The 14,215-nt window shown below is 70.2% G+C and carries 10 protein-coding genes; 6 read left to right on the top strand and 4 right to left on the bottom strand.

Annotation, left to right across the window (positions count from 1 at the left end; genetic code table 11):
* Positions 1-48 precede the first annotated feature (48 nt).
* Positions 49-378 (bottom strand): CU044_2847 family protein, encoded by a 330-nt coding sequence (locus tag AC0VX6_RS27395; protein ID WP_475466792.1) that lies wholly within the window; start codon positions 376-378, stop codon positions 49-51.
* 128 nt (positions 379-506) lie between these two features.
* On the opposite strand from AC0VX6_RS27395, the gene AC0VX6_RS27390 reads away from it, so the two are divergent.
* The gene (locus AC0VX6_RS27390; RefSeq protein WP_302475376.1) at positions 507-725 is read left to right on the top strand and encodes a DUF397 domain-containing protein; all 219 of its coding nucleotides are present in this window, start codon (positions 507-509) and stop codon (positions 723-725) included.
* A gap of 23 nt (positions 726-748) precedes the next feature.
* Here the strand turns inward: AC0VX6_RS27390 and fxsT are convergent, their stop codons facing one another.
* Together fxsT and AC0VX6_RS27380 are read right to left on the bottom strand one after the other, a co-directional pair.
* Positions 749-4,489, bottom strand: a complete 3,741-nt coding sequence (gene fxsT, locus AC0VX6_RS27385) for an FxSxx-COOH system tetratricopeptide repeat protein (RefSeq protein ID WP_475466790.1) — start codon at positions 4,487-4,489, stop codon at positions 749-751.
* Positions 4,490-4,773: 284 nt separating this feature from the next.
* On the bottom strand, positions 4,774-6,702 hold the full coding sequence (locus AC0VX6_RS27380) for a trypsin-like peptidase domain-containing protein (RefSeq protein WP_475466788.1): 1,929 nt from the start codon (positions 6,700-6,702) through the stop codon (positions 4,774-4,776).
* Between the two features lie 410 nt (positions 6,703-7,112).
* Between AC0VX6_RS27380 and putP the strand changes: the two genes are divergently transcribed.
* The 5 genes from putP to AC0VX6_RS27355 all read left to right on the top strand — a co-directional run bounded on the left by putP (position 7,113) and on the right by AC0VX6_RS27355 (position 13,290).
* Entirely contained in the window at positions 7,113-8,675 is a 1,563-nt protein-coding gene (putP, locus tag AC0VX6_RS27375; protein ID WP_274978276.1) for a sodium/proline symporter PutP, read from the top strand.
* 97 nt (positions 8,676-8,772) lie between these two features.
* The gene (locus AC0VX6_RS27370; RefSeq protein WP_212642273.1) at positions 8,773-9,357 is read left to right on the top strand and encodes a putative glycolipid-binding domain-containing protein; all 585 of its coding nucleotides are present in this window, start codon (positions 8,773-8,775) and stop codon (positions 9,355-9,357) included.
* Between the two features lie 213 nt (positions 9,358-9,570).
* Positions 9,571-10,401: an ammonia-dependent NAD(+) synthetase gene (gene nadE, locus AC0VX6_RS27365; protein WP_274975350.1), complete on the top strand. Its 831-nt coding sequence runs from the start codon at positions 9,571-9,573 to the stop codon at positions 10,399-10,401.
* 598 nt (positions 10,402-10,999) lie between these two features.
* Positions 11,000-12,328: an acyltransferase family protein gene (locus AC0VX6_RS27360; RefSeq protein ID WP_475466786.1), complete on the top strand. Its 1,329-nt coding sequence runs from the start codon at positions 11,000-11,002 to the stop codon at positions 12,326-12,328.
* A 101-nt stretch (positions 12,329-12,429) separates the two neighbouring features.
* Positions 12,430-13,290 (top strand): alpha/beta fold hydrolase, encoded by an 861-nt coding sequence (locus AC0VX6_RS27355; RefSeq protein WP_475466785.1) that lies wholly within the window; start codon positions 12,430-12,432, stop codon positions 13,288-13,290.
* Between the two features lie 9 nt (positions 13,291-13,299).
* On the opposite strand, the gene AC0VX6_RS27350 is transcribed toward AC0VX6_RS27355, so the two are convergent.
* On the bottom strand, positions 13,300-14,139 hold the full coding sequence (locus AC0VX6_RS27350) for an SDR family oxidoreductase (protein WP_475466783.1): 840 nt from the start codon (positions 14,137-14,139) through the stop codon (positions 13,300-13,302).
* Positions 14,140-14,215: the final 76 nt, after the last annotated feature.

Here is a 14,215-nt window from a genome sequence, read left to right as displayed (position 1 = left end):
ACGGTGGCCCGGGTCGTGGCGTGCGACCCGGGCCACCGCCGTGTGCGCTCAGCCCTTGTCCCGGTTCCACACCATCCGTACCTTGAAAGTGGCCTGGCCACTGCCCTTGGCCACCATCACGTTGGCCTCCGTGCTCACGCTGACCCCGAACTCGATCTCCGTCTCGCTGGGGCCCAGCCCCGACGCGGAGAGCTTGGCGAGCTGGCCGGAAACGGCCTCGGCCACTTTCTCGATACGCAGGACCAGTTTCTCCAGCGGAATCTTCTCCGCCGGGTCGACCTGCAGGGAGACGTCCGAGGCGCCGTCCCGCCTCACGGGTGTCGTTTCGATACTGATGATCACATCGTCGTCGGTGACGAAATCAATCACACTGTTCACAGCAGCCTCATAAATGCACAGAGAGGGTTGTCTTGTTCTCGCTTTCGGAACGTAAAATGTGAGGGACTGTACGAGAGACAAAGGTAGCCGAGGTCCGCCCCCAGCGAAAGCGATGGCGTTTGGAGCCCATGGTGACCAGAAGAAGCGATGGCCGTCCTTCTCGGGGAGGGTCTATCGGCACGGCGCTCTGGAAAAAGTCGTCGAGGTCGATGGACGAGGCGGATTGCTGCGAGGTACGGCTCTGTTCCTCGGGTGGTGTCCTGCTCCGCGATTCGGTTCATCCTGCTGGCCCCGTTCTGTTTTTTGTTCCAGGCGCGTGGTTGCCCCTGCTCAGGGTGCTGCCCTGAGCAGGAAGCACACGAACCGGTATTCAGCGGGCTACGGGAATCATGTCGCAGTCGAGCCGTATGAAGCGTGACATCGTGGTGGTGAAGCGATGCTCGGCACCGAACCTGGCGATGCACTCCTGACGCAGCCCCTCCCATTCCTCTTCAACATCCTCGCCTAGCGCTCTCCGGCTGATCAGGTGGTTGCGGCGGGCGATCAGCAGCGACACATGGTTCTCGTCCAGACTCGCACGGCATTGCTCCACACCGTCGGCGTCGCGTGTCCGTGCTTCTTGGATCCGTCCCAAGGCGAAGAAGTCGTTCGCCAGATTGATTCGCGCAGGGATCGTGGTCGCTTCGCTCTCACCGTAGATCCGCACCAGTCCCTCCAAAGCCGCGCTGTCAAGCTCGAATGCGCGTTTGAGGTCTCCCGAGGTCCTGAACGCTATGGCGGCGTTCACACGTGCGACCCAGGGGAAGGGATGGTGGTCGGGGTAGTGTTCCGCCACATTGCCCAGAAGGTACTCCGCCCGTCGGCAGGCCTCCTCGACGCGTCCTCCGAAGGCCAGGTTCACGGTGTGCACGGCCCAGAAGTAAAGAGCTGTCACGCCCTGTTGAACACGTTTCTTGTGGTGTCCTGTCTCCACACGCAGGGACAGTTCCAGCGCTCGTTCGTGGTCTCCCAGCCTGCGTCGGATCACCGACAGGAATAGAGGGATGTCCACAGAGTGCACACTGGTGGCTGCTCCTGTGACCTCGAAGCGCTGTTGACAGTCCTCGAGCACCTCCTCCGCCTCCTCCAGCCGTCCGACCGCGATGAGGCTGACCCCCACGGACAGGCGGCTGCGCAGAGTGGAGATCGCGTTCTCTCCGAGGAGCCGGGCACGTTGCTCAGCGTTGCGCCGGTCGATTCGCAGCGCTTCCTCGTATCGGCTGAGATTCTGCAGGATGGTGGCGTAGTCGTGCGCCGCCACCAGAGTCTCCTCCTCTTCGGAGTACCGTTCGAGCCGTAGTTCGTAGATTCCTCGGAAGAGCTCCTCGGCCTCAGTGAAGTGTCCGAGGTTGGCCAGAGCGATGGCGCGCGCCCTCAGAGCAGCCAGGGCCTCCTCGCTCTCGGCTCCTTCCAGCTCGGATTGTTCGGCGTGCATATGCTCCGCCTCCGCCAACGCTGTACGGTTGTGCCCCTGGCTGCGTAGGATCCGGTTGCGCAGGAGCTGGACCTGGAAGCGCTGCGAGACGTCGTCGTACCAGCTGGCCGCACAACGGTCGGTCAACTGCAGTGCCGGTGTGTAGTTTCCTGTCTCCACCAGGTAGGAGATGGTGTTGTACATGAGGTTGCGGACCTGGGGATCACTGTTACGCCAAGCCTCGGAGGCGTGCGTGTGGGCGAACAACAGCTGGTAGGTGTCCCAGTTCTCGGGGCGGCCCGGGCCCAGGGGGTCGCTCTGGGCCAGTAGCCGGTGCGCCAGCAGGCGGTAGCCGAGCCGGTCCTCGTCGTCCAGGCTCTGCTGGACGACACTGCGGAAGGTCACGTGCAGCTGGAAGGTGTTGTGCGCCAGGTCCCGCTCCGCGAGGCTGTGCCGTCCCACGTAGGTCAGGACCTTCGACAGGACCATGTCGTTGCCCAGGACACGGGAGAGGTGGGAGCTGGTACTCAACCCCGCCGCCCGGTGGAAGAGGGTCCTGGACAGCGGCTTGGGCGCGAAGAAGGCGCACAGTTGGATGAACTCCCGCACCATGTGCTTGAGCTCCCGGTCCCTCCCGGTGCCGCGCCGCAGGTCGTCGAGCTGGAGCTTCCATGCCGCAGCCAGGGAACGGGGGTAGAGGCCGTCCGACTCGACCTGGCTCACAAGGTCGTCGAACTTGGTGTCCAGCAGTTCGAGGAACTCGTCGGTGCTCAGCAGCGAGTCGCGCAGATAGGCGCCCATCTGCGCCAGGGCGAGGGGAAAGTGTTCGAGCCGTGCCGCGATCTGCGCGGCGGCTGATCCGCCCTCCAGCCCGGCTGGGCACACCTTGCGTAGGAGTGCCACGCTCTCGTCGGGACTCATCGTGGGAACGGAGCAACCGTCACTGAGCCCGTTCGTGATCCAGTTCTTGTCCCGCGAGGTGACCAGGACGCGCCCGTCCACGCTGTGCGGCAGGTTATCGAGGGGCAGATCGTCCAGGTTGGAGACGTCGTCGAAAATGAGAAGCCAGGTGCCGACGTCAGGGTCGCCCTCCAACCTCTCCCGAACCTGGACCACGGTCTCCTCGGCGCCGAGGTCGTCGCGCACACCCAGGTGCCTGGCCAGCCGGAGATAGGACTGCTGGATGTCGGTCTGGTTCTCCGCCGGAAACCACCAGACCAGGTCGTAGGATCCGCGATAGGTGTGCGCATAGGCGATGGCGATCTGCGTCTTGCCGATGCCCCCGCCGCCCGCCAACAGGAACGAGTCGCCTCCCGGGTCCGACAGGGAGGCGTGGATCCGGGCCAAGACGTCCTCGCGGCCGGTGAAGTTGCGGTTGTGCGGAGGGACTCCTCCGAACCGCGCCATCCTCCGCCGGGGAGACGCGGAGGACCTGTCGGTACTGTCGGCAACGGAACCCGCCGGGTCCGGTACCGGGATCTGCGAGGTGGTCACGGAACGGCTCTCTTCCTCTCGTGGGGCGCTGGGGTCACGGACCGGCGCCTCACCGAGCGCCTCCCGTATGCGGTCGGCGAGCCTGCGGTACTCACCGGGCATCTCGGACAGGGCGGGAAGGACCGCGCGCGCCAGGGACTCCTCGCCCTCGACGGAGACGGCCACGGGGGCTCCCGAGTCGATACGTGACAGGTACTGGAAGATCCGCGCCTCGTCCTTGAACTCGATGCCGATCGCGTAGAAGACCGAGCGCATCGTGCTGATCTGGCCGAACCGGCCGAGCAGCTCACGTCTGACCTCGGCGCGGAACTCCAGCGCGCCCCGGGAAGGGTCGTCCAGGCGTCCGCCGTGGAAAGCCGGGTCCATCAGCTCCGAACCGAACACCTCGGCGATCTCCGTCCGCGCGGTCAACCCGCTCACCGGTGCACGGGGGATCCCCCGCTGGATGACCTCGGCCGCCGGGAGGTTCACCGGGGTCTGGGCCAGCCGCACGGCCAGTTCGCGGGCACCCGATGAGGCGTTGGCCAGGAAGTGGGCGACCGGATCGGGCACCTCACGCGGGGCCGAGCCGCTGCGTCCCCCGCCGGTGAGGACCCAGGCGTCCACCTTCCAGTCCGGACGGGAGGCGGTCAGGGCCGAGACCGCCGCGGCGACCGACTCCGGAGCGCACTCGAGCAACGGAACCACCACGGTGTCGGGAGGGGGGCCGTGTGGCTCGGTGTCGGCCACGGAGCTGGCGAAGGACCAGGAGGAGGACGCGGTGGGAGGCATCTCCCGCATCCACAGGGGCTTGAGCGTGACGGGTCCTCGGGACCACGCGGAACGGTCGAGCAGGTGGAGTAGGACGACGGGTACGTTCGCGGCCAGCTCGGCCAGCCACGGGAGCAGGCTGGGCCCCCTCCACTTCCGGTCCTGGGTGTCGGTGACGACGCCGATCACACCGATTCCGCCCGACAGGAGGGAGCGGTGGTCCGCGGCGAGTAGCGAGGAGGCGCCGCCCAGTGCGCTGACGGGTGCTCCCACCTCCCGTGCGGCTCTCCGAATGGGGGCCACGGCATGCTCATGGAGCTGCATCAGAGGGGAGCCGTCGATGATGACGGCCATGCGTGCGGAACCGTCCGTGCCGGACAGGGCCTTCCGGTATCGCTGAGTCAGTTCATCCATGGTGTGGTTTCGCCGAATCTGTGTGGAAAAGTCGGCGTCCTTCCACGTACGCGGGTGGAAGGCCTCCTCGGGGACGCATTACCTCAGTCTTTCACTGCTCCGACAGCCGTCGGTTGTGAGCCATCTTATTTCGTTCCCGGCGGAGAACGCGGGTTCACTGGAACCCTTTCGGGGAACACGTGGTGCGGTCATCGCCCTTCCTCTCCCCGTGGGAAACCGAGGGTGGTTCGCTGTCGCCTCGGGTTTCGTCCGTGGGTCATGAGGAGTTCTGTGTGGCTTATGTGTCATGTGGTGCTGCTTGATATTATTTGGGGGATCATGTCGTCGCCGTGGTCATCATGTATCAAGGCGATCAGGTGGGTCTGCACCGTTTCCGAGAAACGCGCCCTCATCCTCGCCCTGTCCCTGAGGTAGCGGGCGAGCGCGGTCACCTCGACGCGGTCCCCCGGCTTGCGCGACAGCAGTTCGTCCACGAGTTCCGTGACAGCGTGTCGAGGCCCCCTGATGATGGTGGGCACGCCCTGGTAGACGATCGCGTTGTAGATGGTCCGGATGTGTGCGTGGTCCGAGTCCACCACGCACACGGTGATGTTGTGGTCGGCCAGCGCGTCCGCGATCTCGTCGCCGGGCGTCCTCCAGGCGATCAGGACGTTGCGGTCGTCCAAGCACGGTTTCTCACGTTGTCGTTCGGAGCGCCGGGCCCATCTCTCCGGGGGCACGGTGACGTCGTCCTTCGACTCCGTGCGCTCGCGTATGTGGTAGACGATCTCGTACTGCGTTCCCAGGCTCGGTGCCAGCCCCGCCATCTCCCGGTGCATCCTCGCTTCGGCCACGTTCAGGTGGAGGAGTTCGCGGGGAAGCAGGACGCGCAGCCTCAGCGACTCCTCCGTCGGTACGACCAGGCGTTGCAGGGAAGCCTCGCTCATGATGTCCCCCACGAGGTCGCAGATCTGCTCCTCGTCGGCCTGCTGTTCACCCTGGGGGAAGACCTCGTACCCGGCGTCGCCGAGATGGGCGATGCTGTGCGAGAGCCGGTAGCCACGGGCGGCGGGTGCCAGGTCGAACACCACGACCGTCTCCGGGACCGCCAGGCTCCCGGAAGCGGAGGGAGGGCCGCTGCTCGGTTCCCCTGTCGGCGCGGCGCCTGCGCCGACGGCGCGGTCCCCGCGGCGACGTTCGCGGTCCCGGATCAGGATCTCCTCCCAGTCGGGCCCCAGGACGGACGCCGTCCTCCGGATCCACTGGCCGACCACCAGGGGTATCGGTCGTCGCGGGAGCAGCTCCTGGTACACGTGGTGCACCCAGGAGACGTGCCGGGGCGGGCCGCCGTAGGGGGCGACCAGGTCCAGCAGAGCGGTGAAGACCGTCCACGCGGTCGCCTCCCCGCTCGTACGCCTGCGGACCTCGCGCACTTCGGAGGAGTCGAGGAGCCCGCGGGTGGGGACCTCGTCCAGGGTTACCGAGGCGAGGAGGTCGTGGAGGCTGTCGTACGTCTCCTCCCCGCACAGGGACTCGTCGACCAGGCGCTGCACGGTGACGGCGCTGCGGGTGTCACGGAGTACACGGCTGCCGAGCATCTCCTCGACGGGCAGGACGAAGCCCAGGGTCGTCGGCTCCTCGGGCTGTTTCCACGGGTAGTGGTGGTTCTTCTGGAGGATCCCGACGACCTCCCCGGTCTGCGCGCGCACGGCGCAGCCGCTGAATCCCTCGGTGATGCGTACCTCGCTCTGGGCCGCGATCTCCACCTGATGGGTGAAACCGGTGGGGCCTCCCTTGCCCCTGTAGAGCAGCGGGGCCTGCAGGGAGTCCATGAGCGCGGGATAACCGGTGGCGCGCAGTCCGCTTTCGAGCGGTAGTTCCGAGCAGTTCGCGAGGACGGGGAATCCGGTGTCCGGTGTTCCCGACGCGGTCAACCTGAGCAGGGCCAGGTCCCGGCTTCCTGGTCCTGCTGCCCACAGCTCGGTACCGACCCTCGCCTCCCACGTGCGGCCGTCGAACGAGCGCAGTGCGACGAAGGCGTCGTCCCCCGGGTGCTCAGCCACATGTCGTGGAAGGCGCAGGGCGGTGGCGACCACGTGCGCGCACGTCACCGCCAGGTGCGGGGACACCAGTACCGCACCGCCGCAGACCTGTCCGTTCGGATTGAGTACCCGCGTCTGCCACGGAGGTTCGTGCGGCTGCAGTCCAGGTGGGGGAGGGAGGGGGACGGCCACAGTTCGCGGACCTCTCTCGTATCCGTTTCGCCCGGTGATACCTCTCGGACGTTATGGCCGGAATCGTTCCCCCGTGCGACTGCGGGCAACCGGGGGAACGCGGGTCGTCAATCCGCAGGGTGCCCGGGAGAGGGGAGAGCTCCGGTAGCGGGTCGTGCGGTACGGGGTGTTCCGATACAAGGATGGCCCTGTCTATGTCCGGTCCGACAAACACCGGCGCCCCGGCATGGCCTGGCGGACGGCGACCCACGGCCGAGGACTCGCCGAGGTATCAAAGCGGTGTTGTTCCACGCACAGGTGTTGTGACTTACCGGACACGGGGCAATGATCCCCCGCAATATCCACGAACAGCGCGTAAGGCTCGTGCCCGCGCGCTCAGGAGAAGGGAGGGCAGGGTCTTGGACGAGTCCATGCTCTGGTCCGTCGCGACCTTCGGCGTGTACCTCGCCGCCATGGTGGCCATCGGCCTGTGGGCCTACAAGCGCACCGTCTCGCAGTCGGACTTCGTGCTCGGCGGCAGACAGCTCAACAGCTGGGTGGCGGGCCTGAGCGCCAACGCCAGCGACTTCAGCGGGTGGCTGCTGCTCGGGCTGCCCGGCGCCATCTACGTCTCCGGCCTGGGCGAGGCCTGGATCGCCGTCGGCCTGGCCTGCGGCTTCGCCGGGAGCTGGATCCTCCTCGCGCCCCGCCTGCGGGTGTACACCGAACGCGTGACCGACGCCCGCTCGGGGGGCGACTCCGATTCCCTGACCCTCTCCTCCTTCCTGGAGAACCGCTTCAACGACCCCACGCGGCTGCTGCGCGGGGTCTCGGCGGTGCTCATCATCGTCTTCTACTTCTTCTACGTCGCCTCCGGGCTCGTCGCCATGGCCGCCCTGTTCGACCAGGTCTTCGGTCTGAGCCCGGGCCCCGCCATCGCCATCGGCGTGGGCATCGTGGTGCTCTACACCGTGCTCGGCGGCTTCCTCGCGGTGTCCTACACCGACGTGGTCCAGGCCGCGATGATGTGGATCGCCCTGCTGGTCGTCCCCGCCATGGCGGTCACCGCGCTCGGCGGCTTCGCCGGGCTGTCCGAGGGCGTGTCCGGCAAGAGCGACGGGCTGCTGTCGGCCGTCGGCGGCACCGCCCTGGACGCCGAGCTCGGCCAGTGGGTGAGCACCGACACCCTCGGCTGGGTGGTCATCGTCTCCGGCCTGGCCTGGGGCTTCGGCTACTTCGGCCAGCCGCACATCCTGTCCCGCTACATGGGCATCCGCTCGGTCCGCGACATCCCCAAGGCCGCCGTCATCAGCGTGGTCTGGGCGGTCACCGCCATGATCCTGGCGGTGCTGGTCGGCTTCATCGGCATCGCCTACTTCGACACCCCGCTGGAGAACTCCGAGCAGGTCTTCCCGCTCCTGATCGAGGCCCTGACCCACCCCCTGGTCGCCGGTCTGCTGCTCGCCGCCATCCTCGCGGCCGTCATGAGCACCGCCGACTCCCAGCTGCTGGTCGCCGCGTCCGCCCTCACCGAGGACGGCTACCGGGCCTTCGTGGACCGCGACGCCGACCCCAAGAGGCTGCTGTGGGTCAGCCGCGTCACCGTGGTCGCCGTCGCCCTGGGCGCCGCGGCCATCGCCCTGTGGGGCGACCAGTCGGTGATGGACCTGGTCGGCTACGCCTGGGCCGGGTTCGGCGCGGGCTTCGGCCCGATCCTGGTGCTCTCCGTGTTCTGGAAGCGCATGAGCTGGTCCGGCGCGCTCGCGGGCATGATCGCGGGCGGCACCACCGCGATCGTGTGGGACGTCCTCGACGCGAACTTCTTCGGCACCGGCCTGTACGCCATGGTCCCGGCCGTGGTCCTCAGCGTCGCCGCCATCTTCGTCTTCAACGGCCTGGCCAGGGTCACCCCGCAGATGGAGAGCGACTTCGACCGGGTCGAGGCGGAGATCCGCGGCACCGGTTCCGCCCCGGGAGAGGCCACACGGGTCTGACCGGCGACCGCCCCGGCCTCCCCGCCCGCACCGCGTCCGCAGTGCGGGCGGGGAGGCCGCTCTGGCGCACCCGACCCCGGAACGGTAGAACGGTGACATGTCGTCACTGACGGAACACCCGGCCGTGTGGGCCCGGACCGACGTGCCCGAGGGCCTCGGATTGGGCGCGCTCCTCCCCGAGCCCGACGGCCACCGCCTGGAGGCCGGGGAGACCGTCGTCGTGGGCGAGGAGCGGTTCCTCACCCGCTTCAGCGTCCGCACCGACCTGGCGTGGACGACCCGGCGGGTGTACGCCGAGGTCCTCTCCTCCCAGGGCCTGGAGTCGGTCACGCTCGACGCCCACGGAGGCCACTGGAGCGGACCCGACGGCGTTCCCCGGCCCGAACTGGTGGGCTGCCTGGACGTGGACGTCGCCGCCACCCCGCTCACCAACACCCTGCCCATCCGCCGCCTCGGCCTGCGCCCGGGCGAGTACCGCGACATCGCGGTGGTCTGGATCGACATCCCCTCCCTGCGGGTGCGCCGGGTCAGACAGCGCTACACCCGCCACCCCGCCGAGGACGGCCTGGAGCGCTACACCTACCGCGACCCCCTGCACGGCGAGTACCGGCTGTCGGTGGACGGGGACGGGGTGGTCGTCGACTACGAGCGCTTCGCCCGCCGCCTGCGCACGGACACCTGAGGCCGCCCCGCGCACTCTCCCGCCCCCGCGAGTCCCCGCCCCGCGCATCCCCACCCCGCCCCCGCGATCCCTCCCTCCGGCTCCCCGAGGCCGCGCCCCCTCCACCGGCCCCTCCGCCGCCCCCTCCGGTCCGGGCCGCTCCCCGGGCTCGTCCCCGAACGCGGGACAGGCGATAATCGGCGGGCACACGCACCACACCCACGGGGGACCGCAGTGACCGACACCGAGCTGAGCCAGGACCGTCGCGAGATCATCCGCGACCTCGCAGTGCCCGAGCACTTCGACGCGCGCGTCGAGATCGAACGCCGTGTGGCCTTCCTCGCCGAGCGGCTGATCAGCACCGGCTCCACCGCGCTGGTCCTGGGCATCAGCGGCGGTGTGGACTCGCTCACCGCCGGACGCCTGTGCCGCCTGGCGGTGGACCGGGCCCGCGAGAACGGCCACGAGTGCGAGTACGTCGCCATGCGCCTGCCCTACGGCGAGCAGAAGGACGAGGAGGACGCGACCCGCTCCGTCGCGTTCACGGCCCCCGAGCGCTGCCTCACCGTCGACGTCCGGCCCGCCAGCGACGCCATGGCCGACTCCCTGTCCGCCGCCGGGATGGCCTACGCCAGCGAGTCCTCGGCGGACTTCGTCCTCGGCAACGTCAAGGCGCGGCAGCGGATGATCGCCCAGTACGCGGTCGCGGGCGGCCTGCGCGGACTGGTGGTCGGCACCGACCACGCGGCCGAGGCGGTCACCGGGTTCTTCACCAAGTACGGCGACGGCGGGGCCGACCTCGTGCCGCTGACCGGTCTGACCAAGCGCCGGGTGCGCGCGGTCGCCGCCGAGCTGGGCGCTCCGGAGGACCTGGTGCGCAAGGTGCCCACCGCCGACCTGGAGACGCTCTCCCCGCAGAAGCCGGACGAGGAGGCCCTCGGCCTGACCTACGACCAGATCGACGACTTCCTGGAGGGCCTGCCGGTGCCCGGGCACGTGGAGACCGCGCTGGTCGGCCGGTACCGCGCCACCGCCCACAAGCGCGCGCTGCCCACCGCTCCCTGACGCCACCGCGGCGAACCGGCGGGTCCCGCGCACCCGGCCGACACCGGTGGCCGGGGCCGGGCCCGCCGCGCGTACGGGGCCGGGCGGCGGACCGGAGGACCCCTCCGTTCCGCCGCCGTTTCCGCCGCCGTTTCCGTGCGCGCCCGGGGCCCTCACACCGCTGCCGCGCGGCCCGACCGCCCCGGACAGCTGTTCCGTCTCCGCACACGGACCTTCCCCAAGGGTTTCGTGCACGCCGTCTCGCGGGGTACCGTGTGCGGGAACTCTCCCGGACTTCCCGGAGCACGTTCGGCGCGTCAGCGCCCTCCGCCCGGGGGAGAACGGTCCCCGATCCGCCGCGCCCCGACGCGCGGTGGTGCAGGCACCACCTTCCACGGTCGGGCAACCGCCTCTCGGAGAGGGGCGTCAGATCCATCGCGGCCACCACCCGGCCCGACCTACTCTCGTTACCACGCGTCGCCGACAGTTGAGCCGACGCGGCCACGCCACCGGGCGCGTTCGAGAACGCGTCGCCACCCCCTGATCCCGGCCACACGGCCCCCGCGCACCATCGCGTCCGGGGACGCACACGCGTACGGGGTAGACCAAGGAGCGACCGATGACCGTGACCGTCGAGAACGAAGGCGGGGGCTCGTCGTCGGCGTACGCCTCCGGCACAGCCCTCCTGCCCTCTCCGCGGACACCGCGGCCCGGGGCTGGCCGGGACAGGTTCCTGGACGTCATCCGGCTGTTCGTGATGGCTTTGGTGGTCATGCAGCACTGGTGGCTGCCGGTTCTGGTCCACGAACCCGGGTCCTTCGAGGCGGGCAGCGTCCTGTCCACCGAGGGCGGCTTCGTGCTGACGTGGGTCGTCCAGGTCATGCCGCTGATCTTCTTCGTCGGGGGCGCGGCCAACCTCATCAGCTGGCGCTCGGCCTCGGGCCGGGGCATGTCCGCGTCGGACTGGTTCGCGCGCAGACTGCGCAGACTCGCCTGGCCGGTGGTGCCGCTGGCGGCCCTGTGGATCGTCGCCTCCCACCTGCTGGTCCTGGGCGGCGCACCGGCCCAGGCGGTCCTGGTGGGCGCCGGGGCCGCGGGCATGGTGCTGTGGTTCCTCGCCGTGTACGTGCTGGTGGTCGTGTCCACCCCGCTGCTGTTCCGGGCCCAGGAGCTCTTCGGCTGGTGGGTCCCGATCGCCCTGCTGGCCGCCGCTGCGGCCGTGGACCTGACCCGCTTCTCGACCGGCGCGGACTGGGTCGGCTACCTCAACGTGGCCTTCGTGTGGCTGGGCGTGCACCAGCTGGGGTTCCGCTACGCGACGGGGGCGATCCGCCTGCGCTACGCCGCGGGGATGGTGGCGGGCGGCGCGGCCGCCGCGCTGGCCCTGACGACGTTCGGCCCCTACTCGCTCAACATGACGGGCGTGTTCGCCACGGAGTCCTCCAACGTGTCCCCGCCCACCCTGGTGCTCGCCGCCATGGGCGCGCTGCAGATCGGCGTCGCGGTGCTGCTGCGCGAGCGGATCAGCGCCTGGTCGGAGCGCCCGGGCCCGGCGCGTCTGCTGGACCGGATCTGCCCGCAGCTGATGACGGTCTACCTGTGGCACATGCTGCCGCTCAGCGTGGTGGCGGGCGTGCTGGTGTTCGGCCTGGGGATCGACACCCCCGAGCCGCTGACGGGCCTGTGGGTGCTGTGGGGCGTGCTGGGGCTGGTGGTCCTGGTGCCCCTGATCGTGCCGCTGGCGCACTGGGCGGTGCGGTTCGAGAACCCGCCGAAGGTGCTGAGCGGTTCCCCGGGCATGGTCCGCGTCCTGGCCGCCGCGGCGCTGGTCGGCGGCGGGATGCTGCTGCTGACGGTGTCCGGCCTGGGACTCGGCGCGGGCCCGGTCCTCGGACTGCTCGCGGTGCTGTCGGGCGTGTTCCTGACGCGGGCTCCCCGGAGGAGCTGACCGCCCCGCGCCCGGTCCGGGGAGCCCCGGACCGTGCGCCCTCCCCGGCGCCCCGCGGGTCCGGGGCGCTACCGGTCCCCGTATCGGGTAGACCGAAGGGCATGGACCCGACACGTATCGCCTTCGAAGAACGGGGGAGCGGCCGCCCCCTGGTCCTCCTCCACGGACTCGGGGACCGCCGCCAGAGCTGGACCGCCGTGATGCGGCGGCTCTCCGCCGACTACCGCGTCATCTGCGTGGACCTGCCGGGGTTCGGCGCCTCGCCCGGGCCCGGCCCCGACGAGCCCTACGACGTCCTCACCCTGACCGACGACATCCAGGAGTTCTGCCGCCTGCACGGGCTGGAGCGCCCGCACCTGGCGGGCAACTCGCTCGGCGGGTCGATCGCCCTCGAACTGGGGGTCCGGGGCCTGGCCGCGTCGGTGACGGTGTTCTCCCCGGCGGGGTTCTCCGACAGGCTCGCCCGGTGCGCGATACGCGGGGTCGGCGCGCTCTCCCGCCTGGCCACGCACGTCCCGATGCGGGTCAAGGAGCGCCTGGCCAACACCGCCCCGGCCAGGACGGCCGCCCGGATCGCGCTGCGCGGCGACCCCTCGACGCCCGAGGCCAAGGCGACCCGGTTCAGCGTCCGGGGCCTCCAGCAGGGTTCGCCCTACATCCGGCTCGTGCCGCGCATCGCCGAGTACGTCTTCACGGCGCGGCCGATCGAGTGCCCGGTCACCATCGCCTGGGGCGACCGCGACCGGACACTGCTGCCGTCCAGCGCCGCGCACGCCCACCACCGGGTGCCCAACGCGCGCATGGTCTCGCTGATCGGCAGCGGGCACATCCCCATGGCCGACGACCCGGTCACGGCCGCCCAGCACGTCTGGTGGACCTGCCGCGCCGCCGACCTGGGCAGCGCCAAGGCCGCCGCGCGCAACGCGGCCGGGCGCGTGACCAAACCCGGACCCCAGGACTGAATCCGGTCTCTAGCAGCTGAAACCGCCGTCGGTGCTGATCACCTGGCCGGTCACCCACGAGGCCTCGTCGGTGGTCAGCCAGGCCAGCAGCCTGGCCGGGTCGTCGGGCACGCCCACCCGCCCGGCCGGGAAGCCGGGCAGGACGCGGTGCATCAGCTCCTCGTCGATGTAGCCGGTCTGCACCGGGCCGGGATCGACGGCGTTCACGGTGATGCCGCGCGGGCCCAGTTCGGCGGCGAGGGTCGGGGTGATCTGGGCCAGGACCGCCTTGGCCGACGCGTACGCCACCTCACCGGGCATCGCCCCGCGGATCTGCCCGGAGGTCATGAACAGCACCCGGCCGCCGGGGCGCCCGTCGTGCCGCGCCGCGAAGGCCTGGGCGAGCAGGATCGGCGCGCGGGCGTCGACCGCCCAGTGCCCGTCGAGCATCTCCGGGGTCACCTCGGCCAGCGACGCGTCGCCGCCGTTGCGCGCGTGGTTGGCCACCAGGACGTCCAGGTGCCCGAACTCGGCCGCGGTCGCCTCCACCACCCGCCGGGGCGCGTCGGGGTCGGCCATGTCCGCGCCGACGTCGGCCACGCGGGCGGCGGGGTCGCCGAGCACCGCGCGCACGCCGTCGAGCACGGCGGTGAGGTCGTCGCTGCCCCAGGGCAGCTCCGCGTCGTGCGGCTGGTGGTGGTGGACCATCACCGAGGCGCCGTACGCGGCGAGGCGGCGGGCCACGGCGTAGCCGATGCCGCCGCGCCTGCTCGCGCCGGTGACCAGGGCGGTCCTGCCGCGCAGGGGCAGGGGGTCGCGGGACAGGGTGTCCCGGTCGGAGCGTTCGGGGGAGGAAGCGGAGTGGGCCATGGCGGGCCTGCCTTCTGCCGTGGACGGACGGGGAACCGGCCGCGTCGCGGGTCCGGGCGATTCCGGGAGCCGCGGC

The sequence above is a fragment of the Nocardiopsis sp. iso_25 genome (genome assembly GCF_056173305.1).
Note: the sequence above shows the minus strand (reverse complement) of the source record. Positions and strands in the feature narration are given on the sequence as shown.